This is a genomic window from Halorubrum ezzemoulense (assembly GCF_004126515.1).
Classification (GTDB): domain Archaea; phylum Halobacteriota; class Halobacteria; order Halobacteriales; family Haloferacaceae; genus Halorubrum; species Halorubrum ezzemoulense.
Genome location: NZ_CP034940.1, coordinates 2,163,872 through 2,183,983, shown reverse-complemented (window position 1 = coordinate 2,183,983; position 20,112 = coordinate 2,163,872). Strand labels below are relative to the sequence as shown.

The window sequence follows — 20,112 nt, the reverse complement described above, 5'->3', positions numbered from 1 at the left end:
GCCGCTCTGCGGGCGCTCATTTATAAGCGAACCACTGGGACCTCGGTGACCTATCCGTCTCCGTGCGTGAAGCCGCGGTCGGGCAGGGGCTCGCCGTCGGCGAGGACGCGCGACCCTCCTTCTTCGGGCTCCTCGACCACCGTCCCGATCCGCGTGAGCCCGGCGGGACACGACTCTTCGACCGCATCAACCTCCGCTTCCGGTACCGCACAGACCAACTCGAAGTCCTCGCCGAAGTGCGCCGCGAGTTCGAACCGCTCCGTCGACCCCTCCGCAACCCCCTCGACCGCGGGGTGAACCGGAACCGCGTCCCGCTCGATCTCGATCCCGACCTCGCTCGCCTCGGCCAGCTGGTGACACGACCGCGCCAGCCCGTCCGAGGAGTCCATCATCGCGGTCGCGTGCGATGCCAGCGCCAGCCCGTCGGCCACGCGCGGCGTGAACCGGAACAGCTCGTTGGCGCGCTCGGTCTCGCCCTCGCCGTCGTTTTTGAAAATCCGCAGCGCCGCTGCGGACCGGCCCCACTCGCCGGTGACGCAGAGCGCGTCGCCCGGTCGCGCCCCGTCACGCGTGACGGCCCCGGCGTCGGTGATCCCGCCGACCGCGGTGGTCGCGGTCGTGAACTCGACGTGTTCATCGAGGTCGCCGCCGACGTACTCGGCGTCGACCGCCTCGCAGACGTTGACCGCGCCCGCGACGAACCGGGTCAGCTCGTCGCGGTCGAACGCCTCGTCGGCGTAGACGGCGACCGCGGCCCGGGCGGTCGCGCCCATCGCCGCCACGTCCGACAGCGACGCGCCGACTGCGCGCCAGCCGGCTGTGTACCGCGTTGTGCCGGCCGGGAAGTCGGTCCGCTCGTGGAGCATGTCCGTCGTGATGACCGTTCCGTCGACGACGGCGGCGTCGTCGCCCGCGTGCGGGAGGTCGGCCGCGAGAGCCCGGAGAGCGTCGCGCTCGTTCACTACCCTACGCTCCGCGCGGCGGGGTCAATAAGCGATCGGTCCGGCCCGGCTCGGTCTGGCCCGGTCCGACGCCGTCGATGTCGCTCGGCGGCGTCACCGACAGTGTTGTGGACGCTGTCACCGGCGGCGAGGGGCGCGCAGCCCCGGATGTCTTCGTTTGTATGGGCCGTGTTGTCATGGAACATTTAACCGAATAAAACAACATAACGAATATTATCATTATCAATCATTATGTTTATTGGCTTCCTCCGATTTGCTCCGGTCGCAATGGCAGTATCCGTACGCGGACACGCAACGACCCGAGGCACCGACCCGATCACCAGACGACCGCCGCAACCCCCCACACGACCCGATGACGACACCTGACGACACGCCCGACGACACGACTCGACGCACCGATCGCACGACCGACCGCACGACCGGCTCGGAGCCCGCGGAGCGCTCCGACCGGACTGCTTCTCCGCAGCCGATCCCCGGCCGCATCCCGCCCACCGAGGAGGCCGGCGCGCCGCTGGTCCCGACGATCACGACGCGCCGGACCACGGGGACGCGCTCGCCCGGCTCGCCGCCCCGGGCCGACACCCGTCGCCCGACCCGTCCGCCGACCGACGACGAGCGCGACGCGCCCATGGTCCCCGACCTGCGTCCCGCCTCGCGGACGCGGACCGACGGGGGTTCGCGATGACGGCGAACGCGACGCGCCGCTCCCGCGAGCGCTCGGCCCGGTCGACCGGCGAGGACGCGTCCCGCAGCACCGTCCCAATGGCGGGGACCGGCGACGGACCGCGCCCGGACCCGACGACGTTCGCGCCGACCGCTCGCCCCGCCGACAAACGCCGATCAGGCCGGCGCACCGCGCCGAACCACACCGCAGACGACGACACCACGCAGTAACCCGATGAATCCCAACGAACTCGACGACGACGTCTTCACCAGAGATATCGACAACCCGGCCGGCCGCCGGCTCCGCGAGCTGTTCGAGGAGCAGGAGTACACGTTCGCGCCGGGGATCTACCACGCCCTCGACGCCCGCCTCGCGGAGATGGCGGGCCTCGACGCGGCCTACATGAGCGGCTACTCGACCGTCCTCGGCCAGTTCGGCTTCCCCGACCTGGAGATGGTCACCATGTCCGAGATGGTCGAGAACGCGAAGCGCATGGTCGAGGCGACGAACCTCCCCGTCATCGCCGACTGCGACACCGGCTACGGCGGCGTCCACAACGTCCGGCGCGCGGTCCGCGAGTACGAGAAGGCCGGCGTCGCCGCCGTCCACATCGAGGACCAGACCTCGCCGAAGCGCTGCGGCCACATCGCCGGCAAGCAGATCGTCTCCCGCGAGCAGGCCCGCTCGCGCTTCGAGGCCGCCGTCGACGCCAAGCAGAGCGAGGATACCGTCATCATCGCCCGCACCGACGCGTACGGCTCCGCCAACGGCGACTGGGAGGAGCACCTCGAACGCGGCCGAATCTACGCCGACGCCGGCGTCGACCTCGTCTGGCCCGAGATGCCCGACCCGTCCCGCGAGGACGCGGTCGAGTACGCCGAGACGATCCACGAGACCCACCCCGACCTCGATCTGGCCTTCAACTACTCCTCCTCGTTCGAGTGGGGCGCCGAGGAGGACCCGCTCACCTTCGAGGAGCTCGGCGACCTGGGCTACCAGTACATCTTCATCACGCTGTACGGTCTCCACTCGGGCGCCCACGCGGCCTACGAGGACTTCGAGAACATCGCGCAGAACGACGAGGAGGCGCAGTTCGACCTCGAAGAGCGGTACATCGGCCACGAGACGGAGAGTCACCACGAGCTCTCCTTCGTCCCGCGGTATCAGGACATCGAGGCCGAGTTCGATCCCGAGGCCCGCGAGCGGCAGGAGGAGTCGGCGGGGTTCACCGAAGACGAGAGCGACCCGATCACGGCCGAAAACGACGACTGAGCGCCCGGGAAAACCGGTGACCGAGCGCTCGGCGGCGACCGACGGCGGAGCGCTCGACGGCGACCGACGGCGGAGCGCTCGACGGAACCCGACCACCGAGCGTCCCGTCGCCGTCAGCCGTCCGGAATCGCTCCCCGTTCTTTCAGCTCCGCGATGTCGCCGTCGCCGTAGCCGTACTCGTCGAGAACTGACTCCGTGTGTTCGCCGAGCGCCGGCGGGTGGCGCCGGACAGTCGTCGGCGTCCGGGAGAAGTGCATGGGCGAGCCGGGGAACGTGACGGTGCCCGCGGTCGGGTGTTCCGCCTCGGCGACCATCCCGCGCGCCTCGATTTGGGGGTCGGCGAACACCTCGCTCACGTCGCGGACGCGGCTCGCGGGCACGTCGTGTTCCTCCAGGACCGCGGTCGCCTCGGCGGTCGTCATGGACGCGAACGTCTCGCTCAGCTCGCGGTCGAGCTCCTCCCGGTAGCGGACGCGGCCCTCGTTGGTCTCGAACCGCTCGTCCGCGAGCAGGTCCGGGCGGTCGATCGCGCGGCACAGCGGCGGCCAGAACGGGTCCGACGAGCAGGCGACGACGACGTACCCGTCGCTCGTCTCGAACGCCTGATACGGGACGATGTTCGGGTGTTTGCTCCCCATCCGTCCCGGCGGCTCGCCGCTGGCGAAGTAGTTCGTCGCCATGTAGCTGGTCCAGGCGGCCTGCCCGTCCAGCAGGCTCACGTCGATCTTCTGGCCGCGGCCGTCGCCGAGTTCGCGCTCGAGGAGGGCCGCGAGGATCGCCTGCGTCGCGTACATCCCCGCGCCGACGTCGGCGAGCGCGACGCCGATCCGGACCGGCGGGCCGTCCTCGACGCCCGTGAACGACATGAACCCGCCCCGCGCCTGCATCATGATGTCGTAGGCGGGCTTGTCGCGGTCGGGGCCCCACTCGCCGTAGCCGGAAATGCCGCAGTAGATCAGCCCGGGGTTCTCGTCGACGAGGTCGCCGTAGTCGAGGCCCCACTCGGCGGTCTTACCGACCCGGAAGTTCTCGACGAGCACGTCGGCCTCGCGGGCGAGGTCCCGCGCGACCGCGCGCCCCGACTCGGTCGTCAGGTCCAACTGGATCGACCGCTTGTTCCGGTTAACGCTGACGTAGTAGGCGCTCTCTTCGCCCTCGCCCTCGCCGAACGCCGGCGGGACCCATGTCCGCGTCTGGTCGCCCTGTCCGGGCCGCTCGATCTTGAGCACTTCGGCGCCGAGGTCGCCGAGCTGCATGGTACAGAACGGGCCGACGAGCACGCGAGAGAGGTCCAGCACGGTGACGCCGTCCAGCGGTCCGGTGTCGCCGTCGGGATCGCGCGCCTCACCGACCACGCGCGTTCACCCCCGCGGACCGTCGCCGAATTCGGTTCATGTGTCCCGGGTCAGTCCCGGGGGTACTGAGTGTTGCGGCGGCGTCGCGGACGGAAACCCGGGGCCGGCGAGGAGGCGGCGCCGGCGAACGGTTTCGTCAGGCCGGAAGCGTGTCGATGCCGTCGATCTCGACGTAGCCGTAGCCGCAGTCGGGACAGCGCCACTTCGTCTTCTCGCCGAGGTGGAGCGTCATCGCCGCGGTCCGGTAGAACGAACGAGACCCGCCGCAGTCGGGACAGTCCACGTCCTTTTCGAGCGCCATGTGCGCCGATCGATCCGGGCCGGTGTTGAACCTACTGATTCGGGCTCCGCCGGCCCTGTCACCACACCGGCGCGAGCAGCAGCGCGACCGTCGCCGAGATGAAGACGAGCTTGAGCGCGGTGTTGACGGCGATCACCTTCGTCCCGAACGAAGGCCCCCAGATCCCGTACTGGAACGGGATCGAGCGCCGGAACGTGGAGACGGCGAACGAGAGGATGCTCCCGATGAGCAGCGACGCGACCGCGGTCCGCGTCGTGAAGATCCCGGCCTCCGTCCCGGCGAGCGTCGCCGCGCCCGCGGTCGTGTCGAGCGTGAACACCGCGATGACCGGCACCGCGGCACCCGGCAGGCCCAGCACGCTCGTGATCGGCTCCGCCACGCTCGTCAGGGCCGCCACGTCGTAGGTCGTGACGAGCCAGATGACCAGCGTGTACACGACCGCGAGCCGCGGGACGATCCGCCTGAGGGTCCGCCACGACTTCCCGGCCGCGTCGCGCACGCGCTCCCGGTCGGTACGGTCGTCGTCCTCGGGCCCGGTCGCCTCGACGTCGGCGAGCGCGGCGCGGTCGACGTTCGACTCGGAGAGGAGGAACCCGCCCGCGACGACGCCGGTGACGGTGATCAAAAGCGCGATGCCGGCGCGCGCGCCGACGTAGACGGCGCCGGTGGTGACGCCGAGGATCGGGATCAACACCGGGACGTAGTAGGTGAACACGTGCTGGACGAAGCCGAAGAACGTGTTCATCGTCACTGCGACGAGCGTCGCCCGGTCGTCGAGCAGGCCCGACTCGCGGAACTCCGCGAGCGTCGCGTAGCCCGCGGTCGTCGACGCCGCGGTCGTGAGGATCGCCGTGCCGACCTCGTCCGGGAGGTTCGCCGGTCGGGTGAGCCACCCCGCGAGCCCGGCGACGTACCGGACCAGCCCGAACGCGACGGCGACGTTGGCGGCGAAGACGCCCCCCGCGATGAACGCCGTGATCCGGGCAAGTCGGGGGGCCACCTCCGCGAGCAGCGTCGAGAACTCGGCGGCGACCGATTGCACGAATCAGCGTACGCGAGGGGCGCTCAAATGGCCGTCGGAACGGGCGGGCGTTCCCGGAGGGTCGGAACGCGCGCCGCCGCGCGGGGCTTATGTCCCGCCGCGGAGAACGGCCCTCCGATGGCTCCCGCCGAGGATGACATCTCGATCGATGAAAAGCGCGTGTACGCGGGCAGTGTCGGCCGCACCGACGCCTACGTCGCGACGGGGACGGGGATCGTCCGCGTCTCGATGTCGGCCGACAAGGTCGGCGCGTTCGACATGGTCGCCCGCGACCCCGCCCGCGATGTCACCGTCCTCGCTCGCGGCGGCGGCCCCGACCTCGCCGTCGCGGCCACGCCCGACGGGCTCTCGGTCGCCGCGGTCGGCGACGACCCGGCGTTCGAGTCGGTCGACGACGAGCCGGCGGTCGCGGTCGGCGCGGCGAGGGACCGTGACGACGCGCTCCTTGTCGCCCGCGAGGACGGGGCGATCGAGCGCATCAACGTCGGGGAGGGCGACGAGGCGACGGTCTCGTCGACGACGCGGATCGGAACCGTCACAGACCCGCGCGCGGTCGACGGCGGTCTCGTCGCTGGCGCGAAGGCGGTGTACCGGGTCGGTGAGCGCGGCATCACCGACGTCGGCCTCGACGACGCGCGCGACGTGGCCGGCGCCGGGATGCCGCTCGCGGCGACCGGTGCGGGGCTCTACTGGCTTGGCAACGGTTGGATGACGGCCCGGGAGGCGGTCGCGGAGGCGGTCGCGTCCGACGGCGACGGGCACGCGATGGCGGTCGTCGGCGGTGACCTGCTCGTTCACTCGGACGGGGCCGGCGAGTGGGGCGAGGAGACGTGGACGCCCGCGGACCTGCCCGTGGACGAGACGCCCGTCGCGCTCGGCTACGGCCCCGGCGTCTCGGTCGCGGTGACGGACGCGGGCACGCTCTGCGTCGACGCCGGCGACGGGTGGCGACACCAGGTGGTCGGCGTTCGCGACGTGGCGGGCGTGGCGCTCGCGGTCGTAGAATAGGCAGAGTACGTCGATGTTGACGGCTCGGTGGGAGCTCCCTCCAAATTCCCCGTCGGATTATAAACGGGATTCAGCAGGTCGGCGGTGAATACTCCCAAAGCCCCAGCCGCGAATCGGGCGCACGCTCGCTGTGGTCCTTACTTCGCCTGCGCCCGATTCGCGGCTGCCCGTTTGAGTCCCGCCCCGCACCGCACCTCACGCCTCCCCAGCCTCGTCGGTGGCTCTCCGCTTCGCTCCGACCCACCGACTCCCTCGCGCGGTGCTGTCTCGCGGCCGCCGATGGCGCCCGCTCGTCGGCACGCGCCAGCGCCTCGATAGTTTATAAGTGGGGGATGTTTTCTCTCACGGACGTTTCACGCGCTCGGCAGGTCGATCTCGTCCCCGTCGGCGTAGACCGTCGGGTCCCGGATGATCCCGTCGAGGTGGAGCGGCGCGTCCGTCTCGCCGCCGATCCCGACGTTGTCGCCGATCGCGATGTGGACGGTCCCGCCCGCCTTCTCGTCTAGGAGGACTGACCCGACGAGTTCCGCAACGCCGCCGTTGGTGCCGATGCCGAGTTCCGCGAGGTTGTACGCCGCGTCGCCGACCTCGTCGGCGGCGGCCTCGACGTCGGCGCGGATCGCGTCGTCGGCGATCTCGGTCACGAACCCGTCCTCCACCTCGAACGCCAGCTCCCGCCCGTCGTCGAGCAGGCCGTGGGGCATCATCGTCCCGTCGACGACGAAGGTTCCGGTCGCGCTCGCGGGCGCGACGAACACCTCGCCCGCGGGGAGGTTCGAGAAGTCGCCCGGGTCGCGGACCATGCCGGTGTCGGCGAGCCACTCGCGGTCGCCGACCTCGAAGGTGATGTCCGTGCCGGCGGGCGCGGTGACGCGGACCTCGCTGGCGTCGCCGATCTGCCCCAGCACGTCGTCGCAGGCGGCCTCGATGGCGGCGTAGTCGGCGTCGAGCCCCGTCGTGAACACGTCCTTGGTGATCCCGGGCAGCGTCGCGCCGCGCGCGCCGGCGTCGCAGGCCGCGCCGCGGGCGCGGGTGTGGCTCAGGCTCTTCGTCGTCGGCGCGAGGAAGGCGTCGGCCTCCGCCATCGCGGCCGCGACCGGTGCCGGCGGCTCCGTCCCGTGCTGTTCGGTCGGGGGGTACCGGAGGAGCGTCGCGTCGTCGGTGACGGCGCTCGCGGCCGCGTACAGCGCCTCGCCGATCGGCTCGCGCTCGTCGTCGGTGACGACCGCGACCGATTCGTCGGGAGCGACGTTCAGACACTGTTCGACCGCGGTCGTCGCGGCGTCGGAGAGATCGGCTGCCATGCCAGCGTCTCCGTTCGGCCGGGCGTTAGGCCTTGTCATCGCTGAGTTTACTCTATTCCGTAATTGAATTATTTACGTCCGGTACCGATCGGCGTCGAATTAACCGATCGATTACTCGTGGGGTAGTTAATTTCATTTCACCCACCTCGAAAAGATTATACCGATTCCCGAGCGAGGGGCAGATATGATACGCGTGGGCGTCAACGGCTACGGCACGATCGGGAAACGGGTCGCGGACGCCGTCGCGGCCCAGCCGGACATGACACTCGTCGGCGTGACGAAGGCGTCGCCCGACTACGGCGTCGAGGCCGCGGCGCGGCGCGGCTACGACCTGTACGCGGCGGTCGAGGACCGCGTCGAAGACTTCGCGGCCGCCGGCGTCGACCTGTCCGGGATCCTCGGCGACCTGCTCGACGCCGTCGACGTCGTCGTCGACTGCGCGCCCTCCGGCGTCGGCGAGCGCAACGCGCCCGTCTACGAGGCCCACGACACGCCGGCGATCTTCCAAGGCGGCGAGGACGCCGCCGTCGCCGAGGCCTCCTTCAACGCCCGCGGTCGGTTCGAGGCGGCCCGCGGCGCGGACGCGGTCCGCGTCGTCTCCTGTAACACGACCGCGCTCTCGCGGCTGCTCGCGCCGCTCGACGAGACCTACGGCGTCGAGAAGGCGCGCGTCACGCTCGTGCGCCGCGGCGGCGATCCGAGCGAGACGGACCGCGGCCCGATAAACGACATCGTTCCCGACCCCGCGGCGGTCCCCTCTCATCACGGTCCGGACGTGAACGAGATTCTTCCCGACCTGCCGGTCGACACCGCGGCACTGAAGGCGCCGGTCACGGGGATGCACACCCACAGCGTCAACGTCACGCTGGAGAGCGACCCCGACTCGGGGGCCGTCCGCGACCTCCTCGCCGACGAGGACCGGATCTTCCTCGTGCCGGAGGCCGCGGGCATCGACGGTGCGGGCGCGCTGAAGGAGTACGCCGCCGACGCGGGGCGGCCCCGCGGCGACCTCTGGGAGAACTGCGTCTGGGAGGAGTCGATCAGCGTCACCGGGCGAGACCTGTACCTCTTCCAGAACGTCCACCAAGAGGCCGACGTGGTCCCGGAGAACGTCGACGCGATCCGCGCGATGACGACCGACGTCGACGCGGCCGAGTCGGTGGCGCGGACGAACGAGACGCTCGGCGTGGGTCTCGAAAGTCGGCTCGGGAACGACGGGCCGGCGCGCGCGGAACTGACGGCCGACGACTGACGCCGTAGTCGCGGTCTTTTCGGTCGCTACCGTCCGGAAGCCGCCGTCACTCGGTCGGTCGCGTGACGAGGAACGTCCGGCCGCCGCGGCGTTCGAGGTGGACCTCGCTCCCGTCGACGCGGTTCACGCGGACTCGGTCCGGGAGGCGGTCGGTTCGACAGTCGGTGATGTCCACGCGCGTGGGCGTCGCGTACCGGGGTCGGTCGGCGGTGACTGCGCTCATACACCTAGTTCGGCCCGGAACGCTCCTATAACCGAGCCATCCGCGGAGTGAAAGTGAAAGTGGACGATCCGCTGCCGCTCGCCGGTGATTCGGACAGTCGGGCTCGCCGCCGGCGGTCCGCTGTCGTCCCTCTCGGCGGTCCGCTGTCGCCCTACCGCCGGAGGCCGGTCGCCTCGTCGTCCTCGACGAACCGCACCGTGAAGTAGTCGTAGCCGCCGTAGGCAGCATCGAGCGCGCCCATCCACCAGTTCCACCGCTCCACCAGCGAGGAGTCGTCCGGCGCGTCCTCCATGTGTCCGATCACCCCCCTCACGGTCAGGCCGTGGCCGCGGTCCTCGGAGGGCCGTCCGGAGTCGACGAGGTCGCGGGCCGCCCGCGAGACGGCCCGCCGCTCGGCCTCGGTCCCGCCGAACTCGTCTTCGAGCGCGCGTTCCAGACGCTGTCTGTCCATGAACGGGTTTGGGTGCGCAGGTATATGAGTCGCGTGGTAGGGGGTGTCAGGTCCGGTGTCGCGACGGGTTTGCGTCGACTCCGCGGGCGACTCACAACCGCGCCGCGAGCGCGAGGAACAGCAGCGAGAACGGGGCCGTGAGCAGCGCCAGCGCCAGTCCGCCCGCTCCCTCGCCGGCCGCAACGGCCATGAGGAGGCCGACTACGAGCGAGGACGATCCCAGCGTCGCGAGGGTGAGCCGCTCCGGGACGCTCGCCCGGTCTGGCCCGTCGCTCTCCGCCAGCACCGCGCCGAGCGCGGACTCGACCGCGTCCGCCCGGTCGCGGGGGACGAACAGCCACGGCGTCGACCGGAACCACGCGTTCCCGCGGTACGCGAGCAGGAACACCGTCGTCCACGGGAGGTCGATCCGGCGCGTCCTGACGACCGCCCCGAGGTCATCGCTCCGAGTTCGGTCGCGCGCCGGATACGTCCGCGCGATCGCCCGCTCGGCCGGGTCGAGCCGAACGGCGACCCCCGACGACTCGGCGACCGCCGGCACGAACCAGACGACCCAGAACAGCGGCCAGAGGGCCGGCAGGAAGTCAGTCGGCAGCGCCAGCGCCGCCGCGACGACCGCGCCGAGCCCGGCCAGCGTCCAGCCGGGCCGAAGCGTCTCTGCGGCCTCGCGCAGTCGGGCGACGGACGGCTCCCCGACCGAACTCTCGCGGTACACGGCGTACAGCACCGGCACGGTACCGAGCAGAAGCGCGAGCAAGAGCGCGACCCCGACGGCGATCGCCTCGGCCCCGACGCTCGGGACCGCGAGGTCGCCGGACGCGATACCCGCGATCCCCCCGGCGGCGACGGTGCCGAAGACGACGAGGACCGCGCCGGCGATTCCGACTGACACCCCGATCGCGAGCGAGCGCAGTCGCTCGTGGCGGACCGGCCCCCACTCGATCGGGTCGCGTTCGGCGACCGTCTCGGGGACGCTCCGGTCGCCGTGGGGGTCGGCCCGGACCTCCGCGGACTCCGTGCGGTCCATCGCCTCCTCGGAGGTGGAGGGCGTCCCGCGCTCGGAGGGCATACGAGCGCAGTTACCGCCGCGGTAATAAAAAGCGTGAGGCCGGCTTCCGGGTCGACTGACCGGCTACTGCTCCGACGCGGCGGCGTCCGCGTTCGGCTCGGCCGCGTCCGTCGCCGCCCCGGAGGGCTCCGCGGGCTCGACGTTGCCGAGCCGGAGCGCGTTCCCGGTGACGCCGAGGCTCATACCCATGTCGCCGACGACGACGGCCATCGCGACGCTCACGTAGCCGAGGGGAGCGCCCGCGGCGAGTAGCGCCTTCACGGCGAGGGAGGCCCCGATATTGGTTCGGATCGTCGAGCTCGCGCGCGAGGCGAGGTCGACGACGTACGGGAGCCTGGTCAGGTCGTCGGCCATCAGCGCCACGTCCGCGGTCTCGATGGCGGTGTCGGTGCCGGCGGCGCCCATCGCGACCCCCACGTCCGCCGCCGCGAGCGCCGGGGCGTCGTTGATCCCGTCCCCGACCATCGCGACGCCGCCGTCGGTCTCGGCGGCGAGTTCACGCACCGCCGCGACCTTCTCGTCGGGGAGCAGATCCGCGCGCACCTCGTCGACGCCGACGCGGTCGCCGGTCGCCCGCGCGGTCCGCTCGTTGTCGCCGGTGAGCATCGCGACCCGGTCGACGCCGAGTTCGTGGAGGCGGTCGACGACCCACGCCGCCTCCGGACGGACTGTGTCCGCGACCGCCACGACGCCCTCCAGTTCCGCCTCGGTCCCGACGAGGACGACCGTCTTCCCCTCGGCCTGAAGCCGCGGAATCGTCTCGCTCGCTAGGTCGAGGTACTGCCCGTGGTCGCAGGGCTCGGGCTCCGCGGCGGCGCTCGCCTCGCTCCCGCGCGCTCCGTCTCCGCCAGCGTCGTCGGCGTCGTCGCGCTCCCGAACCACCCCTCCGTCAGGGCGGACGTGGGCGTGGCTCAGGTCGAAACCGAGGTCCTCGAACAGCGAGGGCTTGCCGGCGTAGTGGGTCTCGCCGTCGATATCAGCGCGGACGCCTTCGCCCGTGAGCGTCTCGAAGTCGGTGACCTCGGTCTCGTCGCTGGACCCGGTACCGGCGGCCTCGGAACCGGCGGCGTCAGTGCCCCGCACCACTATCGCCTCCGCCACCGGGTGTTCGCTCCGTCGCTCGATGGCGGTCGCGCACGCGAGCACGTCGTCGGCCTCGCGGTCGCCGAGGGGGACCACGTCGGTCACCGACAGCTCGCCGCGCGTGAGCGTCCCGGTCTTGTCGAGCGCGACGACGTCGACGTCGCCGGCCGCCTCCAGGTGTTCGCCGCCCTTGATCAGGACGCCGTTCCGGGCGGCCGCGGTCACGCCGGAAACGACGCTGACGGGCGTCGAGATGACGAACGCGCAGGGGCACGCGACGACGAGCAGGGTGAGTCCGCGGACGAACCACGTCTCCGCGCCGCCGCCGACGAGGACGGGGCCGAGCGCGGCGGTCGCGACCGCGCCGACCACGACGATCGGGGTGTAGACGCCTGCGAAGCGGTCGACGAACCGCTCGGCGCGCGTCTCCTCGCCGTTGGCGGCCTCGACGAGATCGACGACCCTCGCGATGGTCGACTCCTCGGCGGGCGCGGTGGCCTCAACCTCGAGGTAGCCGGCCTCGTTGATCGAGCCGGCGTACACCTCGTCGCCGGGCTCCTTCTCCGCCGGGACCGACTCGCCGGTGATCGGCGACTCGTCGACCGCGCCGGAGCCCTCGCGGACCACCCCGTCGAGCGGGACGCGATCGCCGGGTCGCACCGCGAGCCGCTCGCCCGTCGCGACGGCCTCGGCGGGGACCGTCTCCTCCTCGCCGTCCCGGATCACGACCGCCTCGTCGGGGGACAGCTCCATCAGCTCGCGGAGGGAGGTGCGCGCCCGGTCGATCGAGTAACGTTCGAGCAGCTCGGCGACCGAGAACAGCACCGCGAGCGTCGCCGCCTCGAACGGGAGGTCGACGAGCAGCGCGGCGACGACCCCGACGCTCATCAGCAGGTCGATGTCGAGGCTCACCCCCCGCAGCGAGTAGAACCCGTTCCGGAGGATCGGCGGCCCGGCGATCGCGACCGCCAGCAGGTACGCGACCGAGGCGCCCGTGACGGCCCACGGCCCGAGGAAGCCGACGCCGCCGATCGTCGCGAACGTCGGGTCGAGCCCGGGGAGCAGCCACTCGAGGGCGAGCCCGACCGCGAGGAAGGCCCCGCCGACCGCGGTGGCGATCGCGCGCGGGCTCGTGAACAGGCCGTCGGCGACGCCGTCGGACTCCGCATCCGCGACCGCGTACCCCGCGCCCTCGACGGCGGCCGTCAGCGCCTCCACGTCCGTCGCCTCCGGATCGTACGTGAGGACGACGACGCCCGTCGTGGGCCGAGTGTCGACCGAGCGGACGCCCTCCCGATCGAGCGCGCCCTCGACTTTCCCCGCGCACGACGAGCAGTCCATGTCCGGCACCGCGAGCCGGAGCTGCGCTCCCGTCGGCGCGCTCCCGTCCGACTCGTCGGGATCGGCTGTCGGGTTCGATTCGCTCATTAGCTGAACGTCGCTCCCGGAGCGTTATTAATCTAGCTACCACATAGAGGCATTATTTTATAAGATATTAATAAAAATAGATTCGAAGTAAACAAATTTGACGAGGAAGTATTTACCTCCGAGCCGGCTACCCGCGGGTATGACAGACTGGCGCGCCGTCGGCTCCGGCTTCGTCGTGATGCTGATCGCCGGGCTGCTGGCCACGCTCGTCCCCGTCGTGGGCCACGTCGGCGCGGGACTCATCGGCGGGTTCGTCGCCGGCTACGTCGCCGCCGGCGGGCTGCTCTCCGGCTTCTGGCACGGCCTGCTCGTGGGCTCGGTGAGTGGCGTGGCCGTCACGCTCCTGCTCGCCGCGTTCGGCGGCCTCGTCGGACTGGCCGGTGGCCCACTCGGAAGCCTGCTCGGTGGCGCGGGGGTCCTCGTCGTCGGGCTGTTCCTGACGCTGCTGTTCGCGGTCGACTCGGCGCTTGCGGGTGCTATCGGCGGCGTCCTCGGATAGCGGGATCGGCTCGAAGCGGTCCGTCGCTGCGGGGCTCCGGTATCTTATTACAATAGAACCGCGGACGCGACGGGACCGGCCGCCCCGCGACCGGAATTCACGCGCTCTCGACGGCGTCGAGGACCGCCTCGTAGTCCGGCTCGTTGGTCGGGTCGTCGGCGACCCAGTCGAAGACGACCTCGCCGTCGTCGTCGATCACGAACACGGCGCGGTTCGCGATGCCGTGGAGGCCGAGTTCGGCGATGTCGATCTCGAGGTCGTACGCGCGGATCGCGTCGCCGGCCATGTCGCTCACGAGGTCGAACTCGATCCCGTGCTCCTCGCGGAACGCGCCCTGCGAGAACGGCGAGTCGGCGCTGATCCCGAAGAGAGTCGCGCCGGCCTCCGCGAAGGCGTCGGCGCGCTCTTGGAAGGCGATCATCTCGTTCGTACACGGCGGCGTGAACGCGCCGGGGAAGAACGCGAGCACGACCGGCCCGTCGCCGATCTCCTCGTCGAGGTCGAACGGCTCGTGATCGCTCGTGCCGACCGTCGCGGTGAACGCGGGTGCGTCGTCGCCTGTGGATACCATCGACTCTCGATACGGCTGATTCACGCAAAAGCCTTGTCGCGACCTCGTTCGGTGCCGGTATTGGCCCGCTACCGTCTCGGGCCGAACCCGCACCGAGTCACTCGCGGTCGAGGTACTCCTGTTGGATGTCGACGATCTCGCCGGAGTCCTCGCAGTCGGCGTACCGGCGGAGCGGCTCCGCGTTGAGTTCGAGGAACGTCTCGCCCCACGTGAACTTCGACAGGGCGCGCTCGGCGCGGTCGCGCTCGCCGAGAATCACCAGCGCCGCGGCGAACGCCTCGACGGTGGTGAGCCGCATCGGACGGCCGAAGTTCACGGGGTTGGCGGCGACGAGGTAGGGCAGCGCGCGGTGCTCGCCGGGGAGCGAGAACATCTTCTCGCCCGCCGACTCCCACGAGCAGTCGAGCGCGACGAGCGCGGTCTCGGCGGCCCGCTCGGCGTCGACGGGCGAGAGCGCGCGCTCGGCGTGGGGGTTGAGGACGACCCCGTACGGCGTGGCTCGGTCCGAGCGGTGGAGCTCGGCGAGGTCGAAGCGCGCGAGCTTCCGGGCCGTACACTTGTCGGGGTCGTCGTCGCCCTCGTACCGGACGTGGAGGTCCACACTTGGCGTTCGACGGAGTCGCGTATAAGCCGTACGGACGCCGTCGGCAGAAAAAATGCGGGTGGTCGACGCCCGCGCGCCGTCACGGGGCGCGGGTCTGCGTCACGATCGGTTCGCCGTCGTCGGCCTCTTCGGGGACGCGCGTCCGCGTCCCGATCGGAGCCGATTCGCCTTCGGTTGTCAGTTCCTTCATCGCGTTTTACAGTATTTACTCGGTCCGTAAAAAATTTTGGCTGAAATACCTATTACCCGCCCTTTGTCCTTATATAGACATGGTTTTTTGGTATTTATACCAACGAATGTTTTAGCAAATACTATTTTTGTGCCTGATCAAACGCGCCAGTTATTCGCCAGTCCGCCGCGAATCGGACTCCGCCGCTTCGTCCCGATACCGTCAAACCGGCCCGGTACCGGCGGGATTTTTCCTCGTCGCCGCGCAGGTGATCGTATGGAGCTGTTCGCGGTTCCGGACCTCCCGGAGATCCGGGAGGGAGACGACCTCGCGGCCATGATCGGCGAGCGCGTCGACCTCCGCGAGGACGACGTGGTCGTCGTCGCCAGCACGGTCGTCTCGAAGGCCGAGGGACGCGTCTTCGACCTCGACGACTTCCCGGCCGGCCCCCGGGCCCGCGAGGTCGCCGACCGGCTCGCCGAGATAGCGGACGAGGAGAAGGATCCGCGCTTCGCGCAGGCGGTCATCGAGGAGTCGACGGAGCTGGTCATGGAGGCGCCGTTCCTCCTCACCGCGACGCGCTTCGGGCACGTCGGCGTCAACGCCGGCATCGACCGCTCGAACGTCCCGGACGGCGACCTGCTGCTGCTCCCGGAGCGCCCCACCGAGAGCGCGGAGCGCATCCGCGACGGACTCGCGGCCGACCGCGTCGTCGTCAGCGACACCTCCGGTCGTCCCTTCCGGCACGGCCAGCGCGGGGTCGCGATCGGCTGGGCCGGGCTACCCGCCAGCCGCGACTGGCGCGGCGAACGCGACCGCGACGGCCGCGAGATGGGCGTCACCGTCCAGAACGTGATCGACGAGCTCGCCGCCGCCGCCAACCTCGTCGCCGGCGAGGGCGCGGGCGGCACCCCGGTCGTCGTCGTCCGGGACTGGGAGTTCGGCGACCACGACGGCTCGGACAATCACTTCCGCGAGGTCGAGGGCGACTTCGTCCGGCAGGCCCTGCGGGAGTGGACCTTTCAGGAGTAACCATGCTCGGAATCGAACTCACCCCAGAACACGAGCTGTCTCGCCTCGTCGACCTCGGCGTCCGCGCCGAGGAGGCCGGCTACGACGCCGTCTACTCGACGTGTCACTACAACAACCGCGACCCGTGGGCGTTCCTCTCGCGGCTCGCGGCCGCCACCGACTCGGTCCGGCTCGGTCCGGGGGTCGCCAACCCCTACGAGACCCACCCGGTGACGCTCGCGTCGAAGGTCGCGACCCTCGACGAGGCCTCCGAGGGGCGCGCCGTCTTCGGGCTCGGCCCGGGCGACCCCTCGACGCTCGCCAACCTCGGCCTCGAAGACGAGCGCGGGCTCCGCTCGGTGCTGGAGGCGTTCAAGACCGCACAGCGGCTCTGGGCCGGAGAGCGCGTCGACCACGAGGGCACCTTCGACGCCGCGGACGCCGGGCTCAACTACGAGCCGCCGCAGGGCGCGGACATCCCGGTCCACGTCGGCGGCGAGGGGCCGCACATGTGTCGGATGGCCGCGAAGCACGCCGACGGCCTCCTGTACAACGGCTCGCATCCGAAAGACCTCGCGTGGGCCCGCGAGCAGGTCGACGACGGCCTCGACGACAGGCCCGATAGCCGGGGCGAGTTCGACCTGATCGCCTACGCCGCGGTGTCGGTCGCCGAGGACGAGGCCGCCGCCCGCGAGGCCGCCCGGCCGCCGGTCGCGTTCATCGCCGCGGGCGCGGCCCCGCCCGTCCTGAAGCGCCACGGGATCGACCCCGACGCCGCGAGCGAGATCGGTGACCGCGTCTCGGCCGGCGAGTTCTCCGCCGCCTTCGAGCGCGTGACCCCCGAGATGGTCGACGCCTTCTGTATGGCGGGCACCCCCGAGACCGTCCGCGAGCGCGCCGCCGCCGTCGCCGAGCACGCCGACGGCCTCGTCGTCGGCTCGCCGCTCGGGCCGGACCTCGAGGCCGCCGTCGACCTCGCGGCCGAGGCGGTCGACGGGCTGTTCTGAGGTCCGTCGACCTCGCGGCCGAGGCGGTCGACGGGGGCTGTTCCGGGCCGCGTCGACGGGGGCTGTTCCGGGCCGCGTCGGCGGCGCCCGCACTGCTTTCACGCACGCTGGCGGCGGATTCTCGCCCGCTGACAATCGAGAATCGCTGCTGATAACGCCGGCGGGAGGTTCATAACCCGCTCTCGTCGAGGGCGAAGTATGTCCACGACACGACAGCGCCGCCCGGGTGTCCGCGGGCGGTACGAGGCCCTCCTGTGGCGGACGATGGACGCGCTCGGCGTCACCGAATCGATAGAGCGCAAGGTCGTCACGGCGGTCGGCATCCAGTTTCTCGTCACGGTCGGCATCTTTCTCACTCAGTTTTTGATCTCGGGGACCGCCGCGTACGTCGTCTCGGGGGCGCTGTTCCTCGGCGCGGTCGTCGCCATCTACAACACGCTGCTCATCGTTCGACAGGACTTCGTCGGCCCGATACGCGCGCTGGAGCGTCAGGCGGAGGCGATCGCCGCGGGGAATATCGACGACGCGCGTGAGCCCGACGCGACCGGGTCGTCGGGCGGCGACGCCGCGGGCGCCCTCGACCCGACCCAACCCGACGAGATCGGGAGCCTCGTCGGCGCCTTCGGCGAGGTCCACGGGTACCTCACGACCGTCTCCGCGCAGGCGGAGGCCCTCGCCGATCAAGAGTTCGACGACCCCGCGCTCGACGAGGAGGTCCCGGGCGCCTTCGGGGCGTCGCTCGACGAGATGGCCGAGAACCTCGCGGCCTACACCACCGAGCTGGAGGCGCTCGTCGACGCCTTCGGCGATGCCGCCGAGCGCGCGCAGGACGGCGACCTGACGGCGACCATCGACGGGGACGCGCTGGCGACCGACGAGGGCCGGTACGTCGAGATCGTCGACAACTACAACCGGCTCGTCGCGACGCTCGGCGAGACGGTCGGCGAGGTCGGCGGGTTCACCGCCGACGTGGCCGGGGCCGCGGACGAGGTGCGCGCGAGCATGGACGAGGTCGACGACGCGAGCGGCGAGGTCGCGCGCTCGGTCCAGGAGATCTCCGACGGCGCGGCCGAGCAGACGGACGAGCTGGAGGCGATCGCGAGCGAGATGAACACGCTGTCGGCGACCGTCGAGGAGATCGCGGCGAGCGCCGACGACGCGGCCGAGACCGCGCGCGACGCCGCCGAACGCGGTCGCTCCGGCCGCGAGGAGGCGGCTGAGGCGATCGCGGAGCTTGAGACGCTGGAGACGCGGATCGGCGAGACGGCGGCCGCGGTCACGGACCTCGCGGACCGGGTCGGCGAGATCGACGAGATCGCGGCCGTGATAGACGAGATCGCGGAGGAGACCAACCTGCTCGCGCTGAACGCCTCCATCGAGGCGGCGCGCGCCGACGGCTCCGGCGACGGGTTCGCGGTCGTCGCCGACGAGGTGAAGTCGCTCGCCGAGGAGACGCGCGAGTCCGCGGGGGAGATCTCCGGGCGGATCGAGGAGGTCCAGACCGCGTCGGCGGAGACCGCCGCCGACGCCGAGGCGATGGAGGCCCAGGTAGCCGAGGGGGTCGAGACGATCGAGTCGACGCTGCGGGAGTTCGAGGGCGTCGTCGAGGATGTGACGAGCGTCGACGAGACGGTCCAAGAGATCAGCGACGCGACCGACGACCAGGCGCGCACCACGCAGGAGGTCGTCGACATGGTCGACGGCGTCGCCTCCGTGAGCCGACAGACCGCGACCGAGGCGGAGACCGTCGCGGCCGCGGCCGAGGAGCAGACCGCAACCGTCTCCGAGGTGACCGGCCGGGTCCACACGCTCTCGGACCGGTCCGACGACCTGTTGGCGCGGCTGAACGAGTTCGAGGTTCCCGACGGGGGCGACGGTGCCGAAACCGTCGACGGTCCGGGGGCCGGCGCCGAGGTGCGGTCGGCGACGGGCGCCGACGACGACTGAGGACGCGGTCGGCGATCGGTGCTGACGACGACTGAGGACGGTCTGGGCGCGACGAGGTCGGCGACCGGCGCCGCCGACTACTCCGAGCGCCCGCGTCCGCCGAGCGAGGGCAGGTTCACGCCAATCTCACCGAGCAGCGCGCCGACGGCGGCGTAGCCCAGCGCGCCGACGGAAGTGATAATCAGGACCTGTCCGACGAGGACGAGCAGCGCCGACAGCGGGTCGCCGGCGCCGAGGATGAGGTCGTTCAGGAAGATGTCGACGAACCGCCCGACGTCGCCGACCAGCCGGGAGACGAAGTCGATGAGCGCCATCATGAGTCACGCTTGTACCGGGGGGTACTTGGGTGTTGAGTTCGCGGCGGGACCTCGATCGCTCCGGAACTACGCCTCCGAACACGGCTCCGACGGGTCGTCGTCGCGCGCGTACCGCAGCGCCCAGGCGATCAGGACGCCCTGAAACGGCAGGCGGGCCAGCGCCGCGAGCCGCGCCGGAGCGACGAGTCGGTCCGGGAGGAGGTCGTCGAGGGTGTCGCGCCGGGCGAGGTGGACGTTCGCCGGAAACACGGCGAGGAGGAGGGCGACGATCCCCCACGCGGACGGGCGCCGCGTCCGCGGTATCGCGACGCCGACCCCGAGGAGTATCTCGGCGATCCCGGAGAGGTACACCAGCCCGACGGGCCGGGGGAACGACGGCGGGATCGCCTCCGCGAACCGATCCGGGATCAGGAAGTGGGCGACCCCGGCGGTAACGTACGCCGCGCCCATGAGGGGCGCGAGCGAGCGTTCGGCGGCGTCCGACTCGACGGGATCGGGCCGTCGGCGCGCGGGCTGTGCGTCTGCGGCGTGGGACCGGTCGGCGTCGGCCATCGGTCCGACGCACGCACCGGA

Annotated in this window: 22 protein-coding genes; 9 read left to right on the top strand and 13 right to left on the bottom strand. The window is 71.2% G+C overall.

The features are described from left to right. Positions 1-50: 50 nt before the first annotated feature. Positions 51-962 carry a thiamine-phosphate kinase gene (gene thiL / locus EO776_RS10980; RefSeq protein ID WP_094520856.1) on the bottom strand — a complete coding sequence of 304 codons (912 nt, stop codon included), beginning with the start codon at positions 960-962 and terminating at the stop codon, positions 51-53. A gap of 352 nt (positions 963-1,314) precedes the next feature. On the opposite strand from thiL, the gene EO776_RS10975 reads away from it, so the two are divergent. Genes EO776_RS10975 through aceA form a run of 3 tightly spaced genes read left to right on the top strand, consistent with a single transcriptional unit; the run spans position 1,315 to position 2,898 of the window. Beyond that, positions 1,315-1,647 (top strand): hypothetical protein, encoded by a 333-nt coding sequence (locus EO776_RS10975; protein WP_094520857.1) that lies wholly within the window; start codon positions 1,315-1,317, stop codon positions 1,645-1,647. After that, the gene (locus EO776_RS10970; protein ID WP_049931563.1) at positions 1,644-1,856 is read left to right on the top strand and encodes a hypothetical protein; all 213 of its coding nucleotides are present in this window, start codon (positions 1,644-1,646) and stop codon (positions 1,854-1,856) included. The genes EO776_RS10975 and EO776_RS10970 overlap by 4 nt, the downstream gene beginning before the upstream one ends. 4 nt (positions 1,857-1,860) lie before the next feature. Then, positions 1,861-2,898, top strand: a complete 1,038-nt coding sequence (gene aceA / locus EO776_RS10965; protein WP_086216767.1) for an isocitrate lyase — start codon at positions 1,861-1,863, stop codon at positions 2,896-2,898. 113 nt (positions 2,899-3,011) lie between these two features. On the opposite strand, the gene EO776_RS10960 is transcribed toward aceA, so the two are convergent. From EO776_RS10960 to EO776_RS10955, 3 genes are all read right to left on the bottom strand, one after another. Then, the gene (locus EO776_RS10960) at positions 3,012-4,253 is read right to left on the bottom strand and encodes a CaiB/BaiF CoA transferase family protein (protein WP_094520858.1); all 1,242 of its coding nucleotides are present in this window, start codon (positions 4,251-4,253) and stop codon (positions 3,012-3,014) included. Between the two features lie 136 nt (positions 4,254-4,389). Next, positions 4,390-4,554, bottom strand: coding sequence for a DUF7838 family putative zinc beta-ribbon protein (locus EO776_RS18990; RefSeq protein WP_167373072.1), 165 nt, complete (start codon positions 4,552-4,554; stop codon positions 4,390-4,392). Positions 4,555-4,612: 58 nt separating this feature from the next. After that, positions 4,613-5,596, bottom strand: a complete 984-nt coding sequence (locus EO776_RS10955) for a nucleoside recognition protein (RefSeq protein WP_049931560.1) — start codon at positions 5,594-5,596, stop codon at positions 4,613-4,615. Between the two features lie 117 nt (positions 5,597-5,713). Between EO776_RS10955 and EO776_RS10950 the strand changes: the two genes are divergently transcribed. Next, positions 5,714-6,604 carry an HVO_0234 family beta-propeller protein gene (locus tag EO776_RS10950; RefSeq protein ID WP_094520859.1) on the top strand — a complete coding sequence of 297 codons (891 nt, stop codon included), beginning with the start codon at positions 5,714-5,716 and terminating at the stop codon, positions 6,602-6,604. A gap of 353 nt (positions 6,605-6,957) precedes the next feature. Here the strand turns inward: EO776_RS10950 and EO776_RS10945 are convergent, their stop codons facing one another. Next, positions 6,958-7,908, bottom strand: coding sequence for an aminopeptidase (locus EO776_RS10945; RefSeq protein WP_094520860.1), 951 nt, complete (start codon positions 7,906-7,908; stop codon positions 6,958-6,960). Positions 7,909-8,092: 184 nt separating this feature from the next. On the opposite strand from EO776_RS10945, the gene EO776_RS10940 reads away from it, so the two are divergent. Beyond that, entirely contained in the window at positions 8,093-9,160 is a 1,068-nt protein-coding gene (locus EO776_RS10940; protein WP_049931557.1) for a type II glyceraldehyde-3-phosphate dehydrogenase, read from the top strand. Positions 9,161-9,206: 46 nt separating this feature from the next. On the opposite strand, the gene EO776_RS18985 is transcribed toward EO776_RS10940, so the two are convergent. The 4 genes from EO776_RS18985 to EO776_RS10925 form a co-directional block, all read right to left on the bottom strand. Next, a complete protein-coding gene (locus EO776_RS18985; protein WP_167373071.1) occupies positions 9,207-9,383 on the bottom strand; it encodes a hypothetical protein in 177 nt (58 codons plus the stop codon). A 151-nt stretch (positions 9,384-9,534) separates the two neighbouring features. Then, a complete protein-coding gene (locus EO776_RS10935) occupies positions 9,535-9,834 on the bottom strand; it encodes a hypothetical protein (RefSeq protein ID WP_094520861.1) in 300 nt (99 codons plus the stop codon). Positions 9,835-9,925: 91 nt separating this feature from the next. Beyond that, positions 9,926-10,903, bottom strand: coding sequence for a hypothetical protein (locus EO776_RS10930; RefSeq protein WP_094520862.1), 978 nt, complete (start codon positions 10,901-10,903; stop codon positions 9,926-9,928). Between the two features lie 63 nt (positions 10,904-10,966). Then, entirely contained in the window at positions 10,967-13,414 is a 2,448-nt protein-coding gene (locus EO776_RS10925; protein ID WP_094520863.1) for a heavy metal translocating P-type ATPase, read from the bottom strand. 139 nt (positions 13,415-13,553) lie between these two features. Between EO776_RS10925 and EO776_RS10920 the strand changes: the two genes are divergently transcribed. Beyond that, complete coding sequence (locus EO776_RS10920; protein WP_099289235.1) at positions 13,554-13,913, top strand: DUF5518 domain-containing protein; 360 nt, start codon at positions 13,554-13,556, stop codon at positions 13,911-13,913. Between the two features lie 97 nt (positions 13,914-14,010). Here the strand turns inward: EO776_RS10920 and EO776_RS10915 are convergent, their stop codons facing one another. Next, complete coding sequence (locus EO776_RS10915) at positions 14,011-14,484, bottom strand: redoxin domain-containing protein (protein WP_086216983.1); 474 nt, start codon at positions 14,482-14,484, stop codon at positions 14,011-14,013. Between the two features lie 97 nt (positions 14,485-14,581). Beyond that, positions 14,582-15,085 carry a DUF367 family protein gene (locus EO776_RS10910; protein WP_086216982.1) on the bottom strand — a complete coding sequence of 168 codons (504 nt, stop codon included), beginning with the start codon at positions 15,083-15,085 and terminating at the stop codon, positions 14,582-14,584. 448 nt (positions 15,086-15,533) lie between these two features. On the opposite strand from EO776_RS10910, the gene EO776_RS10905 reads away from it, so the two are divergent. From EO776_RS10905 to EO776_RS10895, 3 genes are all read left to right on the top strand, one after another. Beyond that, positions 15,534-16,289, top strand: a complete 756-nt coding sequence (locus EO776_RS10905) for a coenzyme F420-0:L-glutamate ligase (protein ID WP_049931550.1) — start codon at positions 15,534-15,536, stop codon at positions 16,287-16,289. Between the two features lie 2 nt (positions 16,290-16,291). Beyond that, entirely contained in the window at positions 16,292-17,275 is a 984-nt protein-coding gene (locus EO776_RS10900) for a 5,10-methylenetetrahydromethanopterin reductase (protein WP_049931549.1), read from the top strand. Between the two features lie 264 nt (positions 17,276-17,539). Next, the gene (locus EO776_RS10895) at positions 17,540-19,222 is read left to right on the top strand and encodes a methyl-accepting chemotaxis protein (protein ID WP_049931706.1); all 1,683 of its coding nucleotides are present in this window, start codon (positions 17,540-17,542) and stop codon (positions 19,220-19,222) included. Positions 19,223-19,299: 77 nt separating this feature from the next. Here EO776_RS10895 and EO776_RS10890 read toward each other — a convergent pair whose 3' ends face one another. Next, complete coding sequence (locus tag EO776_RS10890; RefSeq protein ID WP_094520864.1) at positions 19,300-19,539, bottom strand: hypothetical protein; 240 nt, start codon at positions 19,537-19,539, stop codon at positions 19,300-19,302. 66 nt (positions 19,540-19,605) lie between these two features. Beyond that, entirely contained in the window at positions 19,606-20,091 is a 486-nt protein-coding gene (locus EO776_RS10885; protein ID WP_086219695.1) for a DoxX family protein, read from the bottom strand. Positions 20,092-20,112: the final 21 nt, after the last annotated feature.